At 47.5% G+C, this 20,972-nt stretch carries 14 protein-coding genes; 13 read left to right on the forward strand and 1 reads right to left on the reverse strand.

The window, feature by feature from the left end; translation table 11 throughout:
• Positions 1–490: 490 nt before the first annotated feature.
• The 8 genes from AC58QO_RS31885 to AC58QO_RS31920 all read left to right on the forward strand — a co-directional run bounded on the left by AC58QO_RS31885 (position 491) and on the right by AC58QO_RS31920 (position 10,643).
• Entirely contained in the window at positions 491–1,360 is an 870-nt protein-coding gene (locus AC58QO_RS31885; protein WP_497272722.1) for a carbohydrate ABC transporter permease, read from the forward strand.
• Between the two features lie 35 nt (positions 1,361–1,395).
• A complete protein-coding gene (locus AC58QO_RS31890; RefSeq protein WP_497272724.1) occupies positions 1,396–2,289 on the forward strand; it encodes a carbohydrate ABC transporter permease in 894 nt (297 codons plus the stop codon).
• A 28-nt stretch (positions 2,290–2,317) separates the two neighbouring features.
• Entirely contained in the window at positions 2,318–3,454 is a 1,137-nt protein-coding gene (locus AC58QO_RS31895) for an efflux RND transporter periplasmic adaptor subunit (RefSeq protein ID WP_497272726.1), read from the forward strand.
• 18 nt (positions 3,455–3,472) lie between these two features.
• Positions 3,473–4,885: an ABC transporter permease gene (locus tag AC58QO_RS31900; RefSeq protein WP_497272727.1), complete on the forward strand. Its 1,413-nt coding sequence runs from the start codon at positions 3,473–3,475 to the stop codon at positions 4,883–4,885.
• Positions 4,866–6,305 carry an ABC transporter substrate-binding protein gene (locus tag AC58QO_RS31905; protein WP_497272728.1) on the forward strand — a complete coding sequence of 480 codons (1,440 nt, stop codon included), beginning with the start codon at positions 4,866–4,868 and terminating at the stop codon, positions 6,303–6,305. The genes AC58QO_RS31900 and AC58QO_RS31905 overlap by 20 nt, the downstream gene beginning before the upstream one ends.
• Before the next feature lie 27 nt (positions 6,306–6,332).
• The gene (locus tag AC58QO_RS31910) at positions 6,333–8,501 is read left to right on the forward strand and encodes a hypothetical protein (protein WP_497272730.1); all 2,169 of its coding nucleotides are present in this window, start codon (positions 6,333–6,335) and stop codon (positions 8,499–8,501) included.
• 88 nt (positions 8,502–8,589) lie between these two features.
• A complete protein-coding gene (locus tag AC58QO_RS31915; RefSeq protein ID WP_497272732.1) occupies positions 8,590–9,294 on the forward strand; it encodes a response regulator transcription factor in 705 nt (234 codons plus the stop codon).
• Positions 9,267–10,643: a sensor histidine kinase gene (locus tag AC58QO_RS31920; RefSeq protein WP_497272734.1), complete on the forward strand. Its 1,377-nt coding sequence runs from the start codon at positions 9,267–9,269 to the stop codon at positions 10,641–10,643. Before AC58QO_RS31915 ends, AC58QO_RS31920 begins: the two co-directional genes overlap by 28 nt.
• A 177-nt stretch (positions 10,644–10,820) precedes the next feature.
• On the opposite strand, the gene AC58QO_RS31925 is transcribed toward AC58QO_RS31920, so the two are convergent.
• Positions 10,821–11,594 carry an AraC family transcriptional regulator gene (locus AC58QO_RS31925; protein ID WP_497272736.1) on the reverse strand — a complete coding sequence of 258 codons (774 nt, stop codon included), beginning with the start codon at positions 11,592–11,594 and terminating at the stop codon, positions 10,821–10,823.
• Between the two features lie 254 nt (positions 11,595–11,848).
• Here AC58QO_RS31925 and AC58QO_RS31930 point away from each other — a divergent pair, with 254 nt between their 5' ends.
• The 5 genes from AC58QO_RS31930 to AC58QO_RS31950 all read left to right on the forward strand — a co-directional run bounded on the left by AC58QO_RS31930 (position 11,849) and on the right by AC58QO_RS31950 (position 20,870).
• On the forward strand, positions 11,849–12,796 hold the full coding sequence (locus tag AC58QO_RS31930; protein ID WP_497272738.1) for an N-acetylneuraminate lyase: 948 nt from the start codon (positions 11,849–11,851) through the stop codon (positions 12,794–12,796).
• Between the two features lie 12 nt (positions 12,797–12,808).
• Positions 12,809–13,285, forward strand: coding sequence for a NanQ anomerase/TabA/YiaL family protein (locus tag AC58QO_RS31935; RefSeq protein WP_497272740.1), 477 nt, complete (start codon positions 12,809–12,811; stop codon positions 13,283–13,285).
• A 961-nt stretch (positions 13,286–14,246) separates the two neighbouring features.
• Positions 14,247–16,262: a potassium-transporting ATPase subunit KdpB gene (kdpB, locus tag AC58QO_RS31940; protein WP_497272742.1), complete on the forward strand. Its 2,016-nt coding sequence runs from the start codon at positions 14,247–14,249 to the stop codon at positions 16,260–16,262.
• A gap of 36 nt (positions 16,263–16,298) precedes the next feature.
• Complete coding sequence (locus tag AC58QO_RS31945) at positions 16,299–17,594, forward strand: methyl-accepting chemotaxis protein (RefSeq protein WP_497272744.1); 1,296 nt, start codon at positions 16,299–16,301, stop codon at positions 17,592–17,594.
• Between the two features lie 351 nt (positions 17,595–17,945).
• The gene (locus AC58QO_RS31950; RefSeq protein ID WP_497272746.1) at positions 17,946–20,870 is read left to right on the forward strand and encodes a LamG-like jellyroll fold domain-containing protein; all 2,925 of its coding nucleotides are present in this window, start codon (positions 17,946–17,948) and stop codon (positions 20,868–20,870) included.
• Positions 20,871–20,972: the final 102 nt, after the last annotated feature.

Raw genomic sequence — 20,972 nt, forward strand, 5'->3', positions numbered from 1 at the left:
TCTCCAACAGGTAGGATGGTAGGCGCTCGGTACAGCCAAAGTATACAGGAATGAAGCTTGAAACGGCAAGGCGACAACGATAATAGCTCGTGAAAATAATAGGAAGTCCTTTAACGCTGGGATGATGCTGGCCGTTTAGGGCTTTTTGCATTTGACGTCATTATTTAGCTGGCTGGGGTATAAAGCTACCGGATTGGAAGGGTTAAGCAGTCGGAGGGGGAACGAGGATACGCTAATCAGCTACTTTGGGTGGGAATAGCGTGTTCGAAGAGGAAATAGTGCATTAACGTTCCCCTTCATGCATCAAATCACGCAAAAGAGACTAATTAGCGTACAGACGTTCCCCTTTCGAGCACAAACTGAGGGTATTGCGGCATGAAGTTATCAAGAAAGTAAGTCCAAGACGAAAAGTCTTGGGCTTTTTTACGTTCTAATCCATTTCTAATTTAGGAATGAGAGAATGTGTTTTGTGGGAAGGAGGAACGCATTTGTGCTGAGATGGTTACGGGGCAACGAGGGTCTTACAGCACTTCTATTTCTATTGCCAAGCCTGGCAGGATTTGCGGTGTTTTTCTTGATACCTTTTGGGATGGGGTTTTATTATTCGCTCATGGACAGTCCTATTAACGGCTCTTTTGTGGGGATAACGAATTATCGCGAGCTGCTGGGAAATCCCATTTTTCGGCGAGCGGCCGTGAATACAAGTCTTTTTATGGCCATCTGTGTGCCGCTGAACATGTTAGTTGCGCTAGGGCTGGCTATGCTGCTTAACAGGAAGCTGCCTTTGCGTCAAACATTCCGGATCTCGTTCTTGAGCCCGCTTGTTGTACCAGTGGCTTCGGTGGTGCTGGTATGGAATGCACTATTCGATCTGCATGGGACAATCAACGCATGGCTTGCGAACTGGGGAATTCGTCCGCACGACTGGATGGAAAGCGAAGCCTCCTTGTATGTGCTGATCATTGTCTACCTTTGGAAAAACATCGGTTACAATATGATCCTCTTCCTAGCAGGCCTTCAGAACATTCCAAGCGATTATTATGAGGCAGCGTCGATGGATGGAGCCGGTAAATTTCGGCAGTGGCGATCTATTACGCTTGTTTATTTGACGCCGACGGCTTTCTTCGTTTTTATTATGTCGATCATTAATTCCTTCAAAATGTTTCGAGAGACTTACTTAATTGCCGGAAATTACCCGGATGAAAGCATTTATATGCTGCAGCATTATATGAACAACATGTTCAAATCACTGGATTATCAGAAGCTAACGTCTGCCGCTTTTCTAATGGCTCTGGTGATCGTACTACTCGTCTTGACGCTATTCGTGGTGGAGAGGCGCATTAGCAAATCCATCGGTTAACGGCGGCGGATTGGCGACTGAAAGGAGAACCATGCATGCAAGCAAGCCGCTTAAAACCGCTTACTGTCCGATTGGGACGAAGGTCCGCGCGAATCGTGCTAATCACTGTGCTCATCGTGCTGTTGGCGGGATTTCTTTTCCCGATGGCGCTAACTATTGCGAACTCGTTCATGGCGGAAGAGGAGATTACGAGCAACTACGCTGCACTTTCGGGAGATACGGATGATGGTCCATTCATCACCATGAAATGGATACCTGATCGCGTAACCCTGTCGCAATACTACGCTGTTTTGGTGGGGAGGCCGCAGTTTCTATTCATGTTCTGGAACTCGGTGAAAATGACAGTGCCGATCATCGCGGGTCAACTGGTTGTGGCTTCGCTCGCTGCGTATGCCTTTGCCCATTTACGTTTTCGCTTTCGCGAGCCGCTCTTCTTCCTGTACATTGTCACGATGCTGATGCCTTTTCAGGTCACGCTGGTACCCAACTTTATTGTCGCGGATAAGCTTGGGCTAATCGGTTCGTATGGGTCGATTATTTATCCCGGCATCTTCAGCGCCTTCGGCGTATTCCTGCTGCGGCAGTTCATGATGGTTGTGCCTGCTAGCTACATTGAAGCAGCGCGTGTAGACGGGGCAAGCCACTTCTACATATGGACAAGAATTGTACTGCCCATGTGCGGCACAGGTGTAGCGGCGCTATCGATTCTCGTCTTTATTGATAACTGGAATATGGTGGAGCAGCCGCTGATCTTCCTAAATGATGCGATCAAACAGCCGTTATCTGTGTACTTAGCCGTCATTGGCGACGAGGAGCGAGGCATCGCCTTTGCCGCGTCTGTGGTGTATATGCTGCCACCTCTTCTAGTAGCTTTGTATGCGGAGAAGTATTTGGTCGAAGGCATCCAGTTGTCAGGAATAAAAGGGTGATAGGGATCACACATAGGAGGAACGTTGTATGGATGCATTAATGGCCGCCGCCGACGGCGAACGTGCCAAGAAGAAAGGAATCAGAAAGGCTATCTTTGCCTTCATTTTTGCGATGGTCGCTTTGACGTTCTTCTCAAATACCCTGCTGGGAATATCGCTGGCCGAGGTGACCGTAGAGAAGGCAACGGCGGGCACCTTGTCACATGAGGTCACTGGTTCGGGGACTATTGAGTCGGCAGAAACCGCCGATGTCTACGTGGAGACCAACTGGGCCGCAAGCGAGGTTGAAGTGAAGGTCGGAGATAAAGTGACAGCTGGCCAAGAGCTGGTCGTATTTAAAACAAGAGAGACAGAAGATTCGCTGAAAGACAATCAGGCACGATACGCCCAGAAGCAGTTGAGCTTGGAGAAGCTTCAGGAAAACTATCAGGAAACTTTCCGGAGCAATGATGAGAAGCAAATGCGCAGCATGGCTCGGGATATCGAGAGTACGCAGCTGGATATGCAGATTTTGGAGAGACAGATTGCCAATCAAAAGCGTCAGCTTGCCGAATTCTCTCGTCTCACGGCACCTGTCGGCGGGATCGTGTCGGCAGTCAATGCCGTGAAGGGGGCACCTGTTCCTAGCGGGAAAGCTGCGGTGAGCATCGCTGATTTGTCCAAAGGTCAGCAGATGAAGGCAACCATTGACGATGCCAAAGCTCCTTATGTCGCGGTGGGCGATAAAACAGAGCTCATTTTCTCAACGCTCAGTAATGCCCGAATTCCGGCGCAAATTACCGATATTCGGGATGCGGTAAGTGCCACCGGTCAGTCCAGCCAGTCCACTCAAAAGGGGAAGGAAATTACCTTCACACTGAAGGACGATCGATTGAAAGGCGGGGAAACCGGCGAGTTCGATATTGTCAAAAAAACAGCCTCGTTCCGCTCGCTCCTGCCTAACGATGCTGTGCGGGAGGATGATCAAGGCACCTACGTGCTGCTCCTGAAGGAGAAGAAAGGCCCATTAGGCACGGAATACGTTGCTGGGCGGGCGAATGTCCAAATCGGAGACGCGGATGATACGAAAACATCCATCGAGAATGGCATTACGCCGCTCGATAAAGTCATCGTCTCGAGCTCGAAATCGATTGCTGATGGTGACCGCGTTCGTGCGGATCAATAAATGAGAGGAGAGCAGGACATGCAGCGTTCCAGATTAGCCGCATGGATGGTATTTACCGGTGTGCTGTTGCTGCTGGCAAGCAGCGGGTTAGTCGCTTCCATTGTAAGCGAGTGGAAGCAGACGAACGGCGCCTATGGGATGCAGCAGCTAACGGTGAATGTGGATCCATCGACTGCGCGAGCAAGCCCAGCAAGCCCCGCAGGCTTGACGTTGAAGGAGGCGGAGCTGCTGGCGAAAAAGTGGGCTCCGCTGCCGCTCACTTATGCAGCGAGAGAGCAAACGCGAGCGGTCTATGGCACGGCTCGGGTGAACACCGACGTGTTCGGCGTGAGTGACGCCTACACGGATTTTAACCAGATCAAGCTGAAGGCAGGCGCTTCCTTCGCCCAAAGCTCGGTGGATGAACACAGCCGAGTTGCTGTAGTTAGCGCTACGGTTGCCCAGCAGCTGTTTCGTGCCAATCAAGTCGTAGGTAAAACGATTGAGCTGTTCGGTGTCGCTTTTACCGTCATCGGCGTGTTCGAGGATGAAGGTTCTCTACTTCGGCAGATGTCCGACGACGGCAGCCCAAATGTGCTGATCCCCGTCACGACCTTGGTCGATGTGCAACCGGATGCGGTCATTGAGACGGTTCAAATGGCGGGAAAGCCTAGCGCAGTTGCCGGCGGAGAGAGTCAAGTGAATGAAGCACTTAATTCGATCGGTTCCATGCCTTCGCAATTCAAAATCGCCAACCACGAGCTTGCCCATACGAAAATGGCACAATGGCGATTGATTCAGCTGTTTGTATGCGCCATGATCGCGATCTTCTTGCTCGTGCGGTTGATGATCCGACAATCGACAATCATCCAAGGTGTATTACAACGGAGACTGGCTAGAGAGAACTGGAGTGATGCGCTGATTCACGAGCGAGCACCGCTGCTACTAAGCACGTTCTCTCTGCTCGGTATGGCCGCGTGCATCATTGCCCTGTGGACGGGCATCCGATTTCACCTCTACATTCCGCTGGAATGGGTGCCGGAGCAAATCATTGATGTTTCCTTTTATATAGAAAAGCTGCAAAGCCTATGGCAGCAGGAAACGGCACAGATGGGATACGTCCCATCGCCGCAGGAGCTGTTGACGGATGCTGCTAATCGGCTTACAGGCAGGTTGTTTATCGCGGGCATGCTGTTCGGCTTGCCACTGCTCCTGCTTGGCGTCAGGTTATGGGTGCTGGCAAGGGTACCCGTGTATGCTCAACTGCAACGCGTGTTCATCTATGTGCCAGTTGCAGCTGTTATCATTTTCGCCATCGCCCAGTGGGCGGGGTTGTCTTACCAGATCGAGCCGCTGGACTATGCGGTACTAGGTGCGCTATGCACCGTGGCTATTATTCATTTTAACCCATCTGAAGGAGTGACATTTTCTTATGCGCAAAATCACAGTTAAACAATCGGTCATCGCTTGCTCGCTCGTTTCTATGTTATCTCTGACAGCTTGTTCGTCCAATACGACGACAACATCAGGCGACACAGGAAGTACAACAGCACCTGCTACCGGGAACAAAACAGTCACACTATCTGTGATGACATCCGATCGTTTTCTCGAGCTAGCCAAACAGAAATACGAGGCACTGCATCCAGACACGAAAATTAACATCAAAGAGTATGCAGCGGCACCTCAAACGGCGCCACAAGGCCAAGCACAAGGTCAGGGGCAGCAGCAGATGATGATTATGCAGAAGCCAGATCCGAAAAACACAGAGAAATACGCCAGTTCGGTCGGCGCAGAGCTCATGAGCGGCAAAGCTTCGGATATCATCGTGACGAGCGGACTGCCTTATCAGAAATATGCGGACAAGAAGCTTCTGGAGAATATCAGCGACCTGATGAGTAAAGATGCTTCGTTCAAAAAGGATAACTATTACGCAGGTATTTTCGATGCTATGAAATATAACGGTTCCTTATATGCGGTCCCGATTAAAGTGGGATTGAATATGTGGCTCGGCAATCAAGCTGTATTGAGCAGCCAACAGATCGACGACAGCAAGTGGACTTGGGCGGATTTTAAGAAAAAAGCCAGCGCATTGGCCTCGGATAAAAATAATGACGGTAAACCAGACACGTATCCAATGGGCAAAATAGAGCCTGCCGAGCTGATCACGTCGATGCTGGGCAGCAGCTTCTCTAAGTTCGCCGATGTCGGTGCAAAGAAAGCGAAGTTCGATACCCCTGATTTCATTAACATGCTAAAGCTTGCGAAATCGATGTATGACGATAAGGTCATTCTCGCGGATAACTCGGACCCTAATAATGTCGTTTTCCAACCGAAGGGGAACGTTCTGATGTACATGGATATGTATACGATGCCGAAGATGAATTTTGAGGGTAAAGGCGGCTATTACAATTTGCCTTCGGAGAGCGAAGCCAGAGGAACTCAGTTCACTTCGTCATTACCACTCGCCATCAACAGCAAATCAGCTAATAAGAAGGAAGCCTGGGAATTCGTGAAGTACTTGCTGTCCGATGAGATGCAATCGGCTAGAGAGTTGACGGGGATTGCGGTTAACAAGACTGGAGCTAAAGCGCAAATCGACTTCTTGAAAACGCTCGGAACAGGCGGCGAAGGCGGAGGCAAAAGCATGAAGCTTATGATTAATGGCAAAGCAGCGACTGTTCAACCTGCCACGGAGCAGGATGTAACGGCCATGGAGAAGATCTTGAACAATATTAGCGTATATGCGGAAAGCGATTTGAAAATCACGAATATTGTTGCCGAAGAAACAGCACCGTTCTTCCAAGGTCAGAAGTCCGCTGAGGAAGTTGCGAAGGTCATTCAGAACAAGGTTAACACCTATTTGCAGGAGTAACCGTCAGTCAAGGAGGATGTATGCACCATGAAGATTCGTCACCGTAAAATGATTCAGTTGCTTCTGTTCCTCCTCCTCCTAAGCAGCGCTGCTTCCCCCGTTTCGGCCTCGGCCGATGCTGGGGTTGCTTCGTCTACATCTGCTGAGCTTGCCGAGGAGCAGATCATCGGCTCTACATCGCTAGGAAAGGCCGCTATCGGTGAGGCTAGCTACATGGAAGTTCAAGATCTCATGCTGTTGCCTGGCGATCAGGACGGAATGGTCACTTTCACAGTAGTTGTCCATAACGGCGGTGTGAGTGAACTGTCTTTTAAAAATTATTGGGTACGTCTGCAGTCCAAGGCTGGCAGTACGTTTACTGTCAATCAGCTAGCGCAGAGCGGCGATACGCATGGAATTGCACCAGGTACAAGCCAAGCGTATAGCTTCTATGCCAAAGTGAACGCGACAACCGAGCTTCATGATCTCGTATTTAAGCTCGTTCAGTTGGATTTTTCGGTTGCTGGCTTTGAACGAGTTATCGGTCAATTGACGCCTGCGAGTGATTACACCGTGGTGACGCCAGTGGGAACGACACGTTCGGTTCGTATTGGAGGCACACCATTTCATGCGAATATCAATCGTACGTCCATTAGTAGAAATGATGATTTCTATTTGCCATCGATTTATTTCGAAATGGAGAATAAGGGGACAGGGAGCATCAAGCTGCCAGATTTGAGCTATTTCATACGCACCGCACAAGGGCACATGTATCCGCTGCAAGCTGCTACTTTGGGTAAAGGTACAGAGCTGCAACCATTGGCTGAAAAAGAGGGCCTCCTCAGCGGCTCCATTCCTAGGGAAGCGGGAGCGGAGGGCTGGCAGCTCGTCATTACGGAAACGACGAGTGGAAGTGACGGCAAAAGCAGCATGAAGCTGCCGGTCACTTTTTTCGAAGTGCCGGAAGCTGTGGAAGTTGAGGTTTCACTGGGGAACGACTACGACTTCTCCAACAAGTCAGGTACTTACACCACACGATTGACATCCCTGCAGCGATTGCCATGGGAGGATCAAGACATTTTGGCGGCTAACATCACGTTAACGAATAAAGGGAGTCAGGCGCTGCCTATTCCGGATCTGAAGGGTTATTTTGAACTTGATGATGTTGTTACAATCGAGGCTAGCTTAATTCGGACGGATCGAGTGATCAGCCTTCAACCGGGCAAAGAAATCAATCTACAGCTCGCAGGAAAAATACCGTATACGAGCGATTTTAAGGATTTGAATCTCGTTTTACAAGAGAAGGCTTCGGATAACCAAGTGAGTGATTTGCTCACGTTTCATCATAATAAAGAGCTATTGGGGATGAAGGTAATTCCTGCTGCTGGGACGAGAACGCTAACCGATATTGGGCAAAGCGCTGCTTATTCCGTGCGTTCCACGCAAACGTTCCAAGGCGAAGGCGCCGATTTATTCACAGTTCAGTTGAGTGTCGAAAATCTAGAGAAGCGGTTCACAGATCTGCGAAAGCAGGTTGCTCAGTTTAGAGCGGAAGACGGCACGGTTTTCCCGGCCCAAATGACCGAGATGACCAATAAGGTAATTCCTGGTGGCAAGGCACTTATTTATGTGTATGCAACCCTACCCAAAGGGTATATGACAGCAGATTTGCAGCTTATACTTGGCGACGCAGTAACCTTCTCAGGTGCAGCAACGGGTAAAGGTGGGGCAACTGATGACGAGAATGGCTATGTCAACGCTGCTGTCTTTCAATTGCCCGACGAGATCGAAGAGCCGCTGGGTGGTTTTGCTGAGCTGGATGTCTACCCTTATACGATTACGTTAAGTCATATCGGGACACAGGTTAATTTTGCACAAGGGACCGTTATGCTGGATTTCGATTATGATTTGAAAAGGGACACCTTAGTGGAAACGAGCATGAAGGATCATTCGTTGATTGTTGAGCTGAGAGACGAATTGAACGAGAGTGGGAAAGAAATTATCGTGAGCCAAACGTATGAGTTGGATGGGACGGATCCGATCAAATCGCTGCAGGTGGGCTTCCACGATGCCACGATCTCGTACACGAATAAGGATAAAATCTATAAAATCAGTGATATGAGTACGTATCAATTGAATGTCTACCACCAGTTTCAAAATGGAAAGAAAAAATTAATCGCATCCAAAGAGCTGAATTGGTTCATATTTACAGACTAGCCTAAGCTTATTTTAAGCTAGCGTTCATCTCATCCCTTTATACTGAACCCAATAGAGTGGTTGCGGTGCAACAATGGGGAGGAAATCGATGAAAATACTCGTTGTGGAAGACGAGCTGCCTTTGCTGCAAACGATACGAACCTTGCTGGAGGAAGAAGGCTACCAGGTGGATGCGACCCCTTGCGGCGATGAGGGCTGCTATTTGGCGGAGCAAGGCATCTACGATTTGGTCGTGCTCGATCGGATGCTCCCTGGGATGGATGGGATTAAAATTGTGCATAGCTTGCGGGCTAAACAAGTTCTGACGCCCATTTTGTTCCTAACGGCAAGAGATAGTGTTGAGGATATGGTAAAGGGACTGGATTCCGGTGCGGATGATTACATGACGAAGCCATTCGGCGTACCGGAATTACTCGCAAGAGTCCGTGCGCTGCTGCGCAGACGCGGGGGGATCGAAACCGAGGATCGTCTTGCCTATGATCAGCTTGTGCTAATCGGAAGAACGAAGGAAGCTGCGATTGCTGGGCAGCCGTTGGAGCTTACGCTGAAGGAATTCGAGCTGCTCGAATATTTGCTGCGGAATCGGGGGCAAATTCTCACACGGGAGCAAATCTGTCTTCGCGTCTGGGGGCTGGATTCAGATGTAGGGTCCAATGTAGTGGACGTTTATGTCTACTATTTGCGCAAAAAACTGAAGCCTTTCGATTACGATCACATGGTCCATACGATTCGGAATGTTGGGTATATTTTAAAGGAGAATGCCGTATGTTCAAAAAGACCCGAACTCGTCTGACGTCGTTGAACGCGGTTGTTTTCTTCTTCATCATTGTCTGCCTTGGTATGATCGTCTATACCGAATTGCGTCATCAATTGTATGCCAATGTCGATGAGTCGTTACAGCAGAGAGCCCAGCAGGATGCGCAGTTTTTCTATACCAAATCTCAATTGTTGTCGCCAAATGAGCCTTCAGATGGCACGACCAAGAAGACATTAATTCAGGTTCAGGGAATTGATCCGCGCGTGTTTTTGGTGCTGTGGGATGATAAGGGGAATTCCTATCCGATCCTAAATGCCGGGGCAGCGATGCATAAGGAGATCGATGCCTTCAAGCCTTATCGATCTATCGCCATGCCTCAAACGGTTAACATGGCTAACCATTCATATCGTATTTATGCTCTTCAATATGAGCAGCCGAGAATGATGAATTTGAAGGTATTGACCGATATTTCTGGGGCGAAGGGACTAGATACGATCTCGCCGTCTTCGCTCTTCGCCGAAGCATCTACCAAAATTGTAGCTATTCAAGCGATTAGCCTCATCGACTCTGAGCAAAATATGCTGAAGCAATTGTTTGAGCTGATTTTAATCGGGATTGTGGTAGGCGGCGCAATAACGGTGTTGGCTGGCATGTACCTGGCCAATCAAGCGCTGCGGCCGATCAAGCAATCCTGGGATAAACAGCAGCAATTCGTTGCTGATGCTTCGCATGAGCTGCGGATGCCGTTATCGATCATTCGCGCAAATGTTGAGCTGGCGTTTCGTCATCCAGATCAGTCTATATTGCAGATGAGCGAACCGTTATCTGTGGTATTAGAAGAGTCGAAACGGATGGGCAGGCTGACAGAACAGCTGCTAACACTGGCCAGAGCGGATTCCAATCAAGAGGAAATCATGTTGAGGCCTTTGCCGCTGTCAGAAGTTATCCACGAAGTCGTGCAGAAGTTCGAACCGTTAGCTGAGTTGAAGCAGCAGAAGCTGGAGTCGGACGTAGAGAGCGGAATCGAGCTGATGGGGGATGTCGAACGGATCCATCAACTGCTGGTGATTCTGCTCGACAACAGCATGAAGTTCACCCCTGCGGATGGCACGATTCGTGTTATTGCCCGCAAAAAGGGGCACGATGTTGAACTGGTGGTGGAAGACACGGGAGTGGGGATTTCGGCAGAGGACTTGCCGCATATTTTCGACCGTTTCTATCACGGTGACAAGTCGCGGACGCGCAGCACCGGAGGCACTGGCTTGGGCCTCGCGATCGCGAAGTGGATCGTGAGTAAGCACAGCGGTGAAATCACACCGGCTAGCGTCCCGGGGCAGGGAACGAAGATGATGCTTCGTTTTCCGGTGTGGCAGCGGAAGGGGTAACGTTATATGTGACAGACAGCCGATCTCATTGATCGGCTGTTTGTGTTCGGTACGAATTGGGGTGCGTGCTCCAATGAGGGCCTTGGTGCTGCGAAAGGGAACTACGTTCCGTTTCTTTGGCGTGGTGCGGAAATATCACGATCCAGAGTGGGAGTAGCGTGTCCCACTAGTTTCTTTTTACTGCTGCTTCCGGTACTCACTCGGTGTCAGCCCTTTAATACGCAGAAATGTGCGTGAGAAGGTTGGATAGGAAGAAAAGCCGGACTCATACGCTACTTGTGAAATGGGTAGATCAGAGGAGATCAACAGGCTGCAGGCATGACGAATTCGCAGCTCATGCAGAAAATCGACAAAATGGATCCCGAAGGATTCCCCGAATTGCGTGCTGAGCTGGGTGGGGTGAATGTGAAACTTTTCGGATAATGACGTTAAAGATATAGGCTCTAAGTAATGGTCATACACATATTGGACAACGGACCATATGCTTCTCGAAGATACAGAAGGTTGCTTCTCGGGCTGCGCGGTTTCGTGGCTATCTCTGTTTCGGACAAACAAGGCCAATGCTTCCAGCAACAGGGCTTTGAGCATGATGGGCTTCCAGGTTAACGACGAATTGTGTTCGTTGTAGATCCGTTCCCACAGCCGCAGGCACTCCTCGTAAGCTTCGCCTTGTAATTGAATATAAGCAGGTTGAGAGCTGCCGAGACCGAGAAACAGATCGTGCAAGCCCCAAGCGGATTCCGGTCCAGCGGTAATTAGTTTCATGTCAAAATTGCAAATGTACATGGACAGCTTCTCGTGGGCGTCGGCGCGATACTCATGAATCTGATACGGAAGCAACAAAACAATCGTGCCAGGCAGCATATCATGCTCGATGCCGTTAATCCGTTCCTTGCCTTTGCCTGCAAGTACCAACGAAAATTCGATGAAATCGTGACGATGGGAGGGCACTGAGGTGTACCACTTTTTTTTCATATGAAAAGGAAATTCAGAGTCGATATTGGGGTATTCAAAAAGGTATTGTGGGTACATGTTGTTTCCTTTTCACCTCCAGACCTTTGTAGCTCTAGTATAGCTGTTTCGATTTCGTAAAGAAATGAAAGGATTAATAAAAAATTGAAATATAAGCAGTTATCCTTCGAGCTACAATACAGGCATTACTTACTATATTGTGCGCAGGCAGCGCAAAGGAGTGAACGAACACCATGAACAAGACAATCACAAACCATGATGCGTTTCGCGGGATTTTTACAGCACTTCTGACTCCGATGTTCGAGAGTGGCGACATTGATTTTCAATCTCTGGAGAGCCTGGTTGAGCATCAAATAGGACAAGGTATTCACGGATTTTACGTAGGTGGCAGTACGGGGGAAGGATTTATTCTGACGAGCGAAGAGCGCCAACTGGTGTTGGAGGCGGTTGTTAAGGCTGCTGCAGGACGTGTCACGATAATTGCTCATGTAGGCAACATCAGTACAAGAGAATCCATCAAGCTAGCTAAACATGCTGAGCTTCATGGCGTCCATGCCGTGTCTGCGGTTGTTCCGTTCTATTATAAAGTTACGATGAAAGAAATACGCGAGCATTATGAAGCCATCATGGCGGCAGTGTCACTGCCAATGATCGTGTATCATTTCCCGGGTGCGACAGGCGTTAACTTATCCATGGACTTCTATGAGGAGATGAGCCGTAACCCGCAATGCATTGGCGTTAAATTCACATCGCTAAATCTGTTTGAAATGCAGCAAATTCGCGCGAGATGCGGTCAAGATTTCCTCATCTATAACGGACATGATGAAGTGTATATGGGCGGCGCATACGCTGGTGCGGATGGAGCTATTGGCAGCACGTTCAACATGATGCCTGCTTTATTTGCTGCAATGTTCGAGATTATCTCGTCTGAGGAACGTCCGACTATGGCTTCATTGCAGTCGATGCAAGCGGAAGCGAATGACTTAATCGCACATATGATTCAGTACGATGTGATCGCATATGAGAAATACATGCTGTATCTCCAGGGTGTCATCTCGACGCCGACCGTTCGGCAGCCGTTGAAACAATTTACGGCGGAAGAGCGGGAACGGATCGAGTCGTACTATGCGCAGAGCGACGTGCTGCGTCGTCACCGATTCGTTGTGAACGCCGAGCGTTAGGAGGGGTTATCTTTGATTTTCGACACGATGGACAATTGGGAGTTCAACCGAAGCCAGTACAGCGAAGTTGTGCGTCGAGCACTGACGTATATCGCCCATTTGAATGTCGCTGACATGCCGCCTTTGCTCGAAATTGATGGACGGCGAATGTATGTGATGAAGCAAAGCCCAGCGACGTGTACATTCGAGGAACGACTCGCTGAGATGCATGCGCAGCATGCTGACATTCATCTCGTGGTAGAAGGCGAGGAGTGGCAGGGCTTCGCAGCAGCCTCTACGAACAACCAGAGCGTGGAAGATCGCATGGCAGAGAGCGATTACGCACTGTATGAGCAGGTTGACAATGAGTCACGCATCCTGCTACGGCCGGGCGACTTTAGTATATTTTGGCCAGGCGAAGTTCACCGCCCGAACTGTCATCCGGAGGGTGCAGTTCACTTAGTGAAGCTGGTTGTGAAGATTCATCGTGATTTGTTTGAAGGCAAGTAACAAACGTCCCGATTATGGCTGGTGATGAGCACGACCAATGCGTGATTTGAATCATTTTGTTACACCGACCCCGAATTGAAGCAGTGTTTTGCCTGAAACCTTTGGTTTTAGGCTTTTTTTACGTTTTGCAGGGGGGAAACTCATCCGGTCGTTATTTTCAAGATGATGAAAGCCTAGCAATTGTACTTTTTCTTTTCAAAGTTATTGCCTCTAACACAAATAACTCTGCTACAGTATTGTTTCATGCCATCCCATCTTCCCCAGATGCAACCCGTACATAACTTAGGTTGTTTGGGATTAACGTCAATCTCATGACTTTTATTCATATGTTCCTCCTAAAAGTTGGTTCCCCGTTTTCTTTAATTTTAATATGGTTTGATGTAAAAAGAGGGTAAAGAAATCTGTTAAAGGTGTAAAAAAAAACGCAAAAAATAATAAATTTCTTATTTTAAGATCGCTAACTCCGAAAAGTAAACCGGATCAATATCTTATAAATGCAAAATAAGCCAAATAAAGCGAATGTAAGCGACTGTAAGCGATTGTATGATTCATTCTCATTTTCTATCCATAGGAATACTCCTGATTGCTCATCAATAGCGTGATTCATCGAGCATTTCAACGATTTAAATGGATTTTAATACAGCCAATGTCGAATTTGGTCCGTTATGACGTTTCATTATGTTTCATTAGGTTTTATTACATTTACAAAAAAACGCCGGTGGGCGTATGATTCATAACATATTTAACGAGGATGGCTCGCTACGAAGAGAGTTTCGCTCTGTTTCGTGGCTTTTTTATGTTGTTTTTTGAAATTGTGATGAAATTTACAAAAGGAGTGAGCCATTCGTCGTGGTTATTATTTGTGTGCTGACTGTAGCTTTACTGCTCTATCTCGTCTATGTGCTGCTACATATCGATCAGTTCTAAACATTGAGATTTTGTTCATTGGAGGATGCAAGTCATGCAAGATCAAAAGAAAAGACCCATTATTCAAAAAGCATTGCTCGACAGCGTATTGAAACTAAATCCGATTATCATGTTAAAAAGTCCAGTTATGTTCGTCGTAGAGGCAGGTGCATTCCTAGTCCTATTGATGATTCTCTTCCCCGATACTTTCGGTTCGGAAGGAAGGCAGACCTATAATCTTCTTATATTCCTTATTTTACTTTTTACGATATTGTTTGCTAATTTTGCGGAAGCCTTTGCAGAGGGGCGAGGAAAAGCGCATGCAGATTATTTAAGGAAGACACAAGCGGATACAGAAGCGAAGCGTATTCGAAAAAATGGTGATATAGAAGTCGTCAGTTCTACGGAATTACGAAGAGGAGACATCATCCTCATTGAAAAAGGCGATCTTGTACCTGGAGACGGTGAAATTGTAGAGGGTATAGCAGCCATTGATGAATCAGCCATTAATGGTGAATCCGTACCTGTGATCAAACGGGCTAGAAGTGACTTCAGCTCGGTTACTGGGGGGACGATGGTCATCAGTGATTGGCTCAAAGTGAGAATTACAGCGGATCCAGGGGATACATTTTTGGATCGGATGATTCACTTGGTGGAGGGGGCCAAAAGGCAGAAATCTCCGAATGAAGTTGCCCTGAACACGCTTCTGGTTGTACTTACCATCATCTTTTTTATTGTTACGATCACACTGGTTCCTATGGCTGGTTATTTGGGCGTATTTATCGAAACTTCAACGTTAATTGCTTTGCTTATATGTTTGATTCCTACGACGATAGGCGCCCTTCTGTCGGCTATCGGTATTGCAGGTATTGATCGGGTAACTCGGTTTAACGTTATTGCCATGTCAGGAAAAGCAGTTGAAGCTGCTGGAGATGTGACTACGATTATTTTTGATAAGACAGGTACAATTACATATGGTAATCGGAAGGCACATCGCTTTTATCCCGTCACGGAGATTTCAGAAAAGGAGTTAATTCGAGCGGCTGTTTTAACTTCGATTTATGATGAGACACAAGAAGGTCAATCCATATTAGAATTAGCTTCGAAAAGGGGGCATACCTGGCAGGATGATAATCAAGCAGGGGAAGTTATCCCTTTTACAGCTGAGAGTCGAATGAGCGGACTCATTCTTGAGGGAGAGTCATTTTACAAGGGAGCGGTAGAGGCAATACTCTCACATATTGAAAAGCAAGGTGGAATGAGCCCTTCAGAAGCGATTGTTGTCAGTGAGAAGATTGCTATGGAAGGAGGAACGCCGTTGGCCGTATGCAGAGGGAACCAATTTCTAGGAATTATTTATTTAAAAGATACGATAAAACCGGGATTAAAAGAAAAATTTGAAGATTTACGTAAAATGGGAATTAAAACCGTCATGTGTACGGGAGATAATCCGCTGACAGCCAAAACGATTGCAGATGAAGCTGGGGTTGATGAATATATCGCGGAATGTAAGCCAGAAGATAAAATCCGTATTGTGAAGGAAGAGCAAGCTCAAGGTAAGCTCGTTGCCATGACGGGTGACGGGACCAACGATGCGCCGGCGCTAGCTCAAGCGGATGTGGGATTGGCCATGAACAGCGGTACCATTGCAGCTAAGGAAGCTGCAAACATGGTTGACTTAGACTCTGATCCGACGAAGCTAATACAGGTGATATTCATCGGCAAGCAGCTGCTGATTACACGTGGCGCGCTGACAACCTTTAGTATCGCGAATGATTTTGCCAAATATTTTGCGATTCTTCCCGCTATTTTGTCTGCGGTTATACCGCAAGTAGAGATATTAAATATTATGAAATTACATTCACCTGAAACGGCAGTGCTGTCATCACTGATTTTTAATGCCATTATTATCCCAATCTTGATTCCGCTTGCTGTGAAGGGTGTTAAATATTCGCCAATGAGTGCGGAGAAGTTGTTGTCACGTAATCTTTGGATATTCGGTGTAGGCGGAATTATGGTTCCATTCGTCGGTATCAAAGCCGTTGATATGATCATTCAAACCTTTTATTAAACACGCTTGTTAATGTAAGTGACTGGGAGGCGTAACATGAGATACACCATTCAAATCAAGCTGATGATCGGTTTTACATTGGCTGCTTGTTTGCTGGCCGTTAATGGACAGATCTGGTATAATTTGGCACAAATCGTACATAGGCAGCAGTTATCGACAGAAAGCTTTACCTCTAGCATGAATCTAGCGCTAGGAGTTACGGTGATTTCGTTTGCCTGCGTACTGGGGATTGGATTATGGACATCCAAGGTGATTTCACATCCAGCAATCCGAATAGCGGAAACAATGGAACATATGGCATCTGGAAATGTACTTGAAAATGAACTTCATCTTCATCTGCGTGGTCGGGATGAATTCGGGGATGCGGCAAGCGCGATGAACCGAATGGCACTTAATTTACGCAACTTAATTCGACGGGTATCGGCTTCTTCACAACAAGTAACAATGGGAGTGGAACGACTGAACCTTACAGCTCAACAAACCGTAAGGACAGCAAAAGAGATAGGCGACTCCATGCATCAGGTAACGCTGGGAGCAGAGAGACAAGTTGACCGAGTCGGTATTACTGTGAAAACTCTTGAAGAGATGAATAGCGGGCTTCGCCGTACCGCGGAGTTTTTTGAGACCGTGGATGCATCAGCCCACAATGCTGTGAACAAAGCGATCGCAGGAAGTGAAGTTATACATAAAAATATGGCGCAAATTAAGTCCATTCAATCTGTATTTGACCACTCTGGTGAGAATGTCAGGAAAATGAGCGAACATACGCAAGAAATTGGGAATTTTGTTCGAGTTATTACGGAAGTTTCAGAAACGTCGCATTTACTTGCGCTTAATGCTTCCATTGAAGCTGCCCGTGCAGGCGACCATGGGAGGGGATTTTCGGTTGTTGCCGCCCAAGTGAAAAAACTTGCCGACGATTCCCAGAAAGCTGCAAAACACATCGCAGGCGTTGTGAAATTGATTCAAAATGATACGCTTCAAGCTTTTCACACGATGAAGGAAAGCGGTAAAGAAGTAAGTACAGGGATAGAACTAATGTCAGAAGCAAGCATTGCGTTCCATCAAATATCAGATGCGATCAAAGAAGTCACCAATCACAGCGGGCAAATACGTGAAATCACGAATGATGCGCTCTTGTATGCTAACCAAATCACTTCAACGGTTGATGAGTTGGCTTCGATTGCGAAAGACACTGTAACAAGCTCAACAACGGTAGCCTCTTCATCTCTTGAGCAGACGGCTTCCATGGAAGATCTATTTCGGTCCACGGCAGAACTGCAAAAATTGGGACATGAACTTAACGAGTTGGTTAGAAGGTTTAAAGTTTAAGTTTGATCAGGTTCGAAAGATTGAAACGGGATCTGTAACTGCGGATTCCGTTTTTTCTCATCAGCATTTCCTTGCTGTTGCGGCAAAATAATGTTTCAAGTTGCCTGATCGGGATTTTTGTATCCAGATAGTCTGCTTGTTTCTCAAAGAAATGATAGAAAATATAAAAAAATGAAATATAATCGACTGCCCTGCAAGCTACAATACAGACATCAAGCTTATTTGTAACCGCTTACTTGATTTTCTGTGGAGAGAGAGGTGATTGGTGTTTAAATTCAATGAGCATTAACCAACATGACCGTGATCTCGAGTGGTTCGGACACAGCATCTACATTAAAGGAGCGTGTAAAGATGTCAAAAAGTAAATTAAACAAAATGCTTATCCTGTTATGTTCGGCTATATTAGTTGCATGCATGGCACCCTTCAATCCGGGGAATGTGGCCAAGGCCGCTGCATCCTTTTATGATGAAACGATACTTTATGAGTCGACAGTGGATGGCTATGCCCAATATAGAATACCAGGTGTAGTCGTTACCGGTAATGGTACGGTCATCACTTACGCGGAAGCAAGGAAGACGACGTCCGACTGGGCCGATATCGACATTTATATGCGCAGAAGTACAGATGGGGGAAATACGTGGCAGTCCAGAGTTAAGCTGGTGGATGGCGTGACTACCGCTAATACGATTAACAATCCTGTCATGATTGCAGAGAAGAACAGCGGCACGGTACACTTCCTCTACTGCAAGGAGTATAATCAGGCCTTTTATCGGAAAAGTACAGACCACGGCGCCACATGGTCGAGTCCTGTGGAAATAACCTCCGTCTTCAACCAATATAAATCAGAGTTTAATTGGGCAGCCATTGCAACAGGTCCCGGACATGGGATTCAACTCGACAATGGCAGGCTTCTTGTCCCTGTCTGGCTCACTTTGAACACAAGCCATGCACCTGGCGTTGTTTCCACCATTTACAGTGATGACGGCGGGGCTACTTGGAATAGAGGTGAAATCATTGCAGACACACCGGATATTCCAAGTCCCAATGAAACAACCTCCGTGCAGCTGTATAACGGTTCCGTCATGCTCAATATGAGAAACAGTACGAAGGTCTCCCCGTTGCGATCCGTCTCAACAAGTCTGAATGGGAATAGCGGATGGACTACGCCTGTTTTGGACAGTGAATTGAATGACCCGAACGATTTCGGCAGCATTTTACGTTTTACAGATCAACACGAGTACTATAACAACAGGCTCCTGTTTACCAACACGAATAACCCAAGTGATCGATCCAATTTGACGGTCAAAATGTCGATGGATGAGGGGAATAGCTGGACCTATTCCAAAGTGATAAGCCCGACAGGCGCAGCCTATTCCGACCTCGCCGTCAGTAATGATAAACAGACGATCTATTGCTTTTATGAAAAATGGAACGGAACGCTCAAATATCATTATATGGTTCTGGCACGATTTAATTTGGAGTGGCTGACCGACGGTGAACAGAGTCTGGATCCGTTATTAGGAGCAGCGCCAACGTATCCTTCGATACCGACAGTGAATGTGGATGAGCAATGGAACAGCTTGTCGGGATGGACTACAGCTGGAAATGCCGCCATAAGCCCGGCGGGACAACTGAACTTGTCTAGTAATAATAGTGCTACCTCATCTGCTAACCGATTTGATATCAGTATTCCGCAATCTTACACGCTGGAGTTCAAGGCGAAGGTCGATGACTTCACGAATGGAGCGATTGGGGTCAGTCCATATCCCGCCTCCTTGGCGACCAAGATCGGGGATGGGAAATACAGGCTGATGCTGGACTTCAGGACGGATGGCATCTATGCCATAACCAATCATGGCGATTGGACGCAAATTAAAGCAGTGACGCTAACGAACAGTTGGTACACATGGCGAGTCGTTGTGAATCATGGCGTTGCTGAAGTATTCATGGATGGCGTATCTCAGGGGAAATTCGCGATGCAGTCTGGTAACTACGGCGATGTCTTGCAGCACTGGGTTGTAGGCACGAGCTCGGATGCCGTTAATGCACATGTCGAATACTCTAAGCTGTATACGGAAGCGCCTGTAACATGGGATGTCGCTGTAACAAATCTGGATGAGCAATGGAACAGCCTTTCGGCTTGGACGACGGGAGGCAGTGCGATCATCAGCCCGGCGGGACAGCTGAACTTGTCCAGTAACACGAGCACGAATTCTTCTGTGAACAGAACGGATCTCAGTATTCCGCAATCCTATACACTTGAATTTGAGGCGAAACTTGATGATTTGAGTAATGGTGCGATAGGGGTTAGTCCACATCCTGCTTCCTTGGGTACGAAGGTCGGTGATGGGAAATACAGGCTGATGTTGGACTTCAGATCTGATGGCATCTATGCGATAACGGATTACGGTGTCTGGACGCGAGTCAAGGCAGTAACAGTCAATAGCAGCTGGCATTTATGGAAGGTAAGAGTGAATTACGGGTATGCCGAAGTCTATATGGATGGTGTATTCCAAGGGGAATTCGCGATGCAATCTGGCAACTATAGCGATGTGGTGTCGCACTGGGTACTTGGCACAAGCGCGGATGCGGTGAATGCTCATGTAGAATCCACTAGGCTGTATACCGAATTGCCTAGTTCAGCTGCAGTGGCATACTTGAAGTTCGATGAAACGAGTGGAACGACAGCTTCTGATGCTTCTGGAAATGGAAATTCAGGCACGGTGGTTAACGGCGCGGCATGGACAACCGGCAAGAAAAACAACGGGCTGACATTTGATGCAACCAATGATTATGTAGATGCTGGCAACAAGAACAGCCTGCAGTTCGGCAAAGGCGACTTTACTGCGTCGGCCTGGGTGAAACCGGATACCATTGCTGGAACCAGATTCATTTTCTGGTATGGGGATGTGGGTACGGCTGTACCATCATGGTGGGTGCGCATGGAAGCAGGCAAAATTGCTTTCCAGCTGGATGGCACATCAGCGCCTACCGGAAATTATGCGGTAACGGATGCAGCCGTATTAACAGCTGGAACATGGTCGCATATCGCCGTGACGCGAGAAGATCTGATCATTCGCATTTATGTGAATGGCGTAGAATTGAAGGGCATCTATACAAGTAACGTACCCGATGTAACGAGTACATCTAACGGTCTTACCATTGGGAAGGATAAGAATGGAACGACACGTTACTGGGATGGTATGATTGATGAAGTGCGTGTGTATGACAGGTCGTTAAGCTCCGAAGAAATTGAGGGTCTGTATAACCAGTAAAACGAGCTGCGGTAGAATAGTGGGGTCGACAAACGTCGAACCCACTAACCTGTTAAAATATAATAAAGTGGTGAATTGGCGTTTTCAAACATCTTAATGTTG

This window comes from Paenibacillus sp. J31R30 (assembly GCF_059692115.1).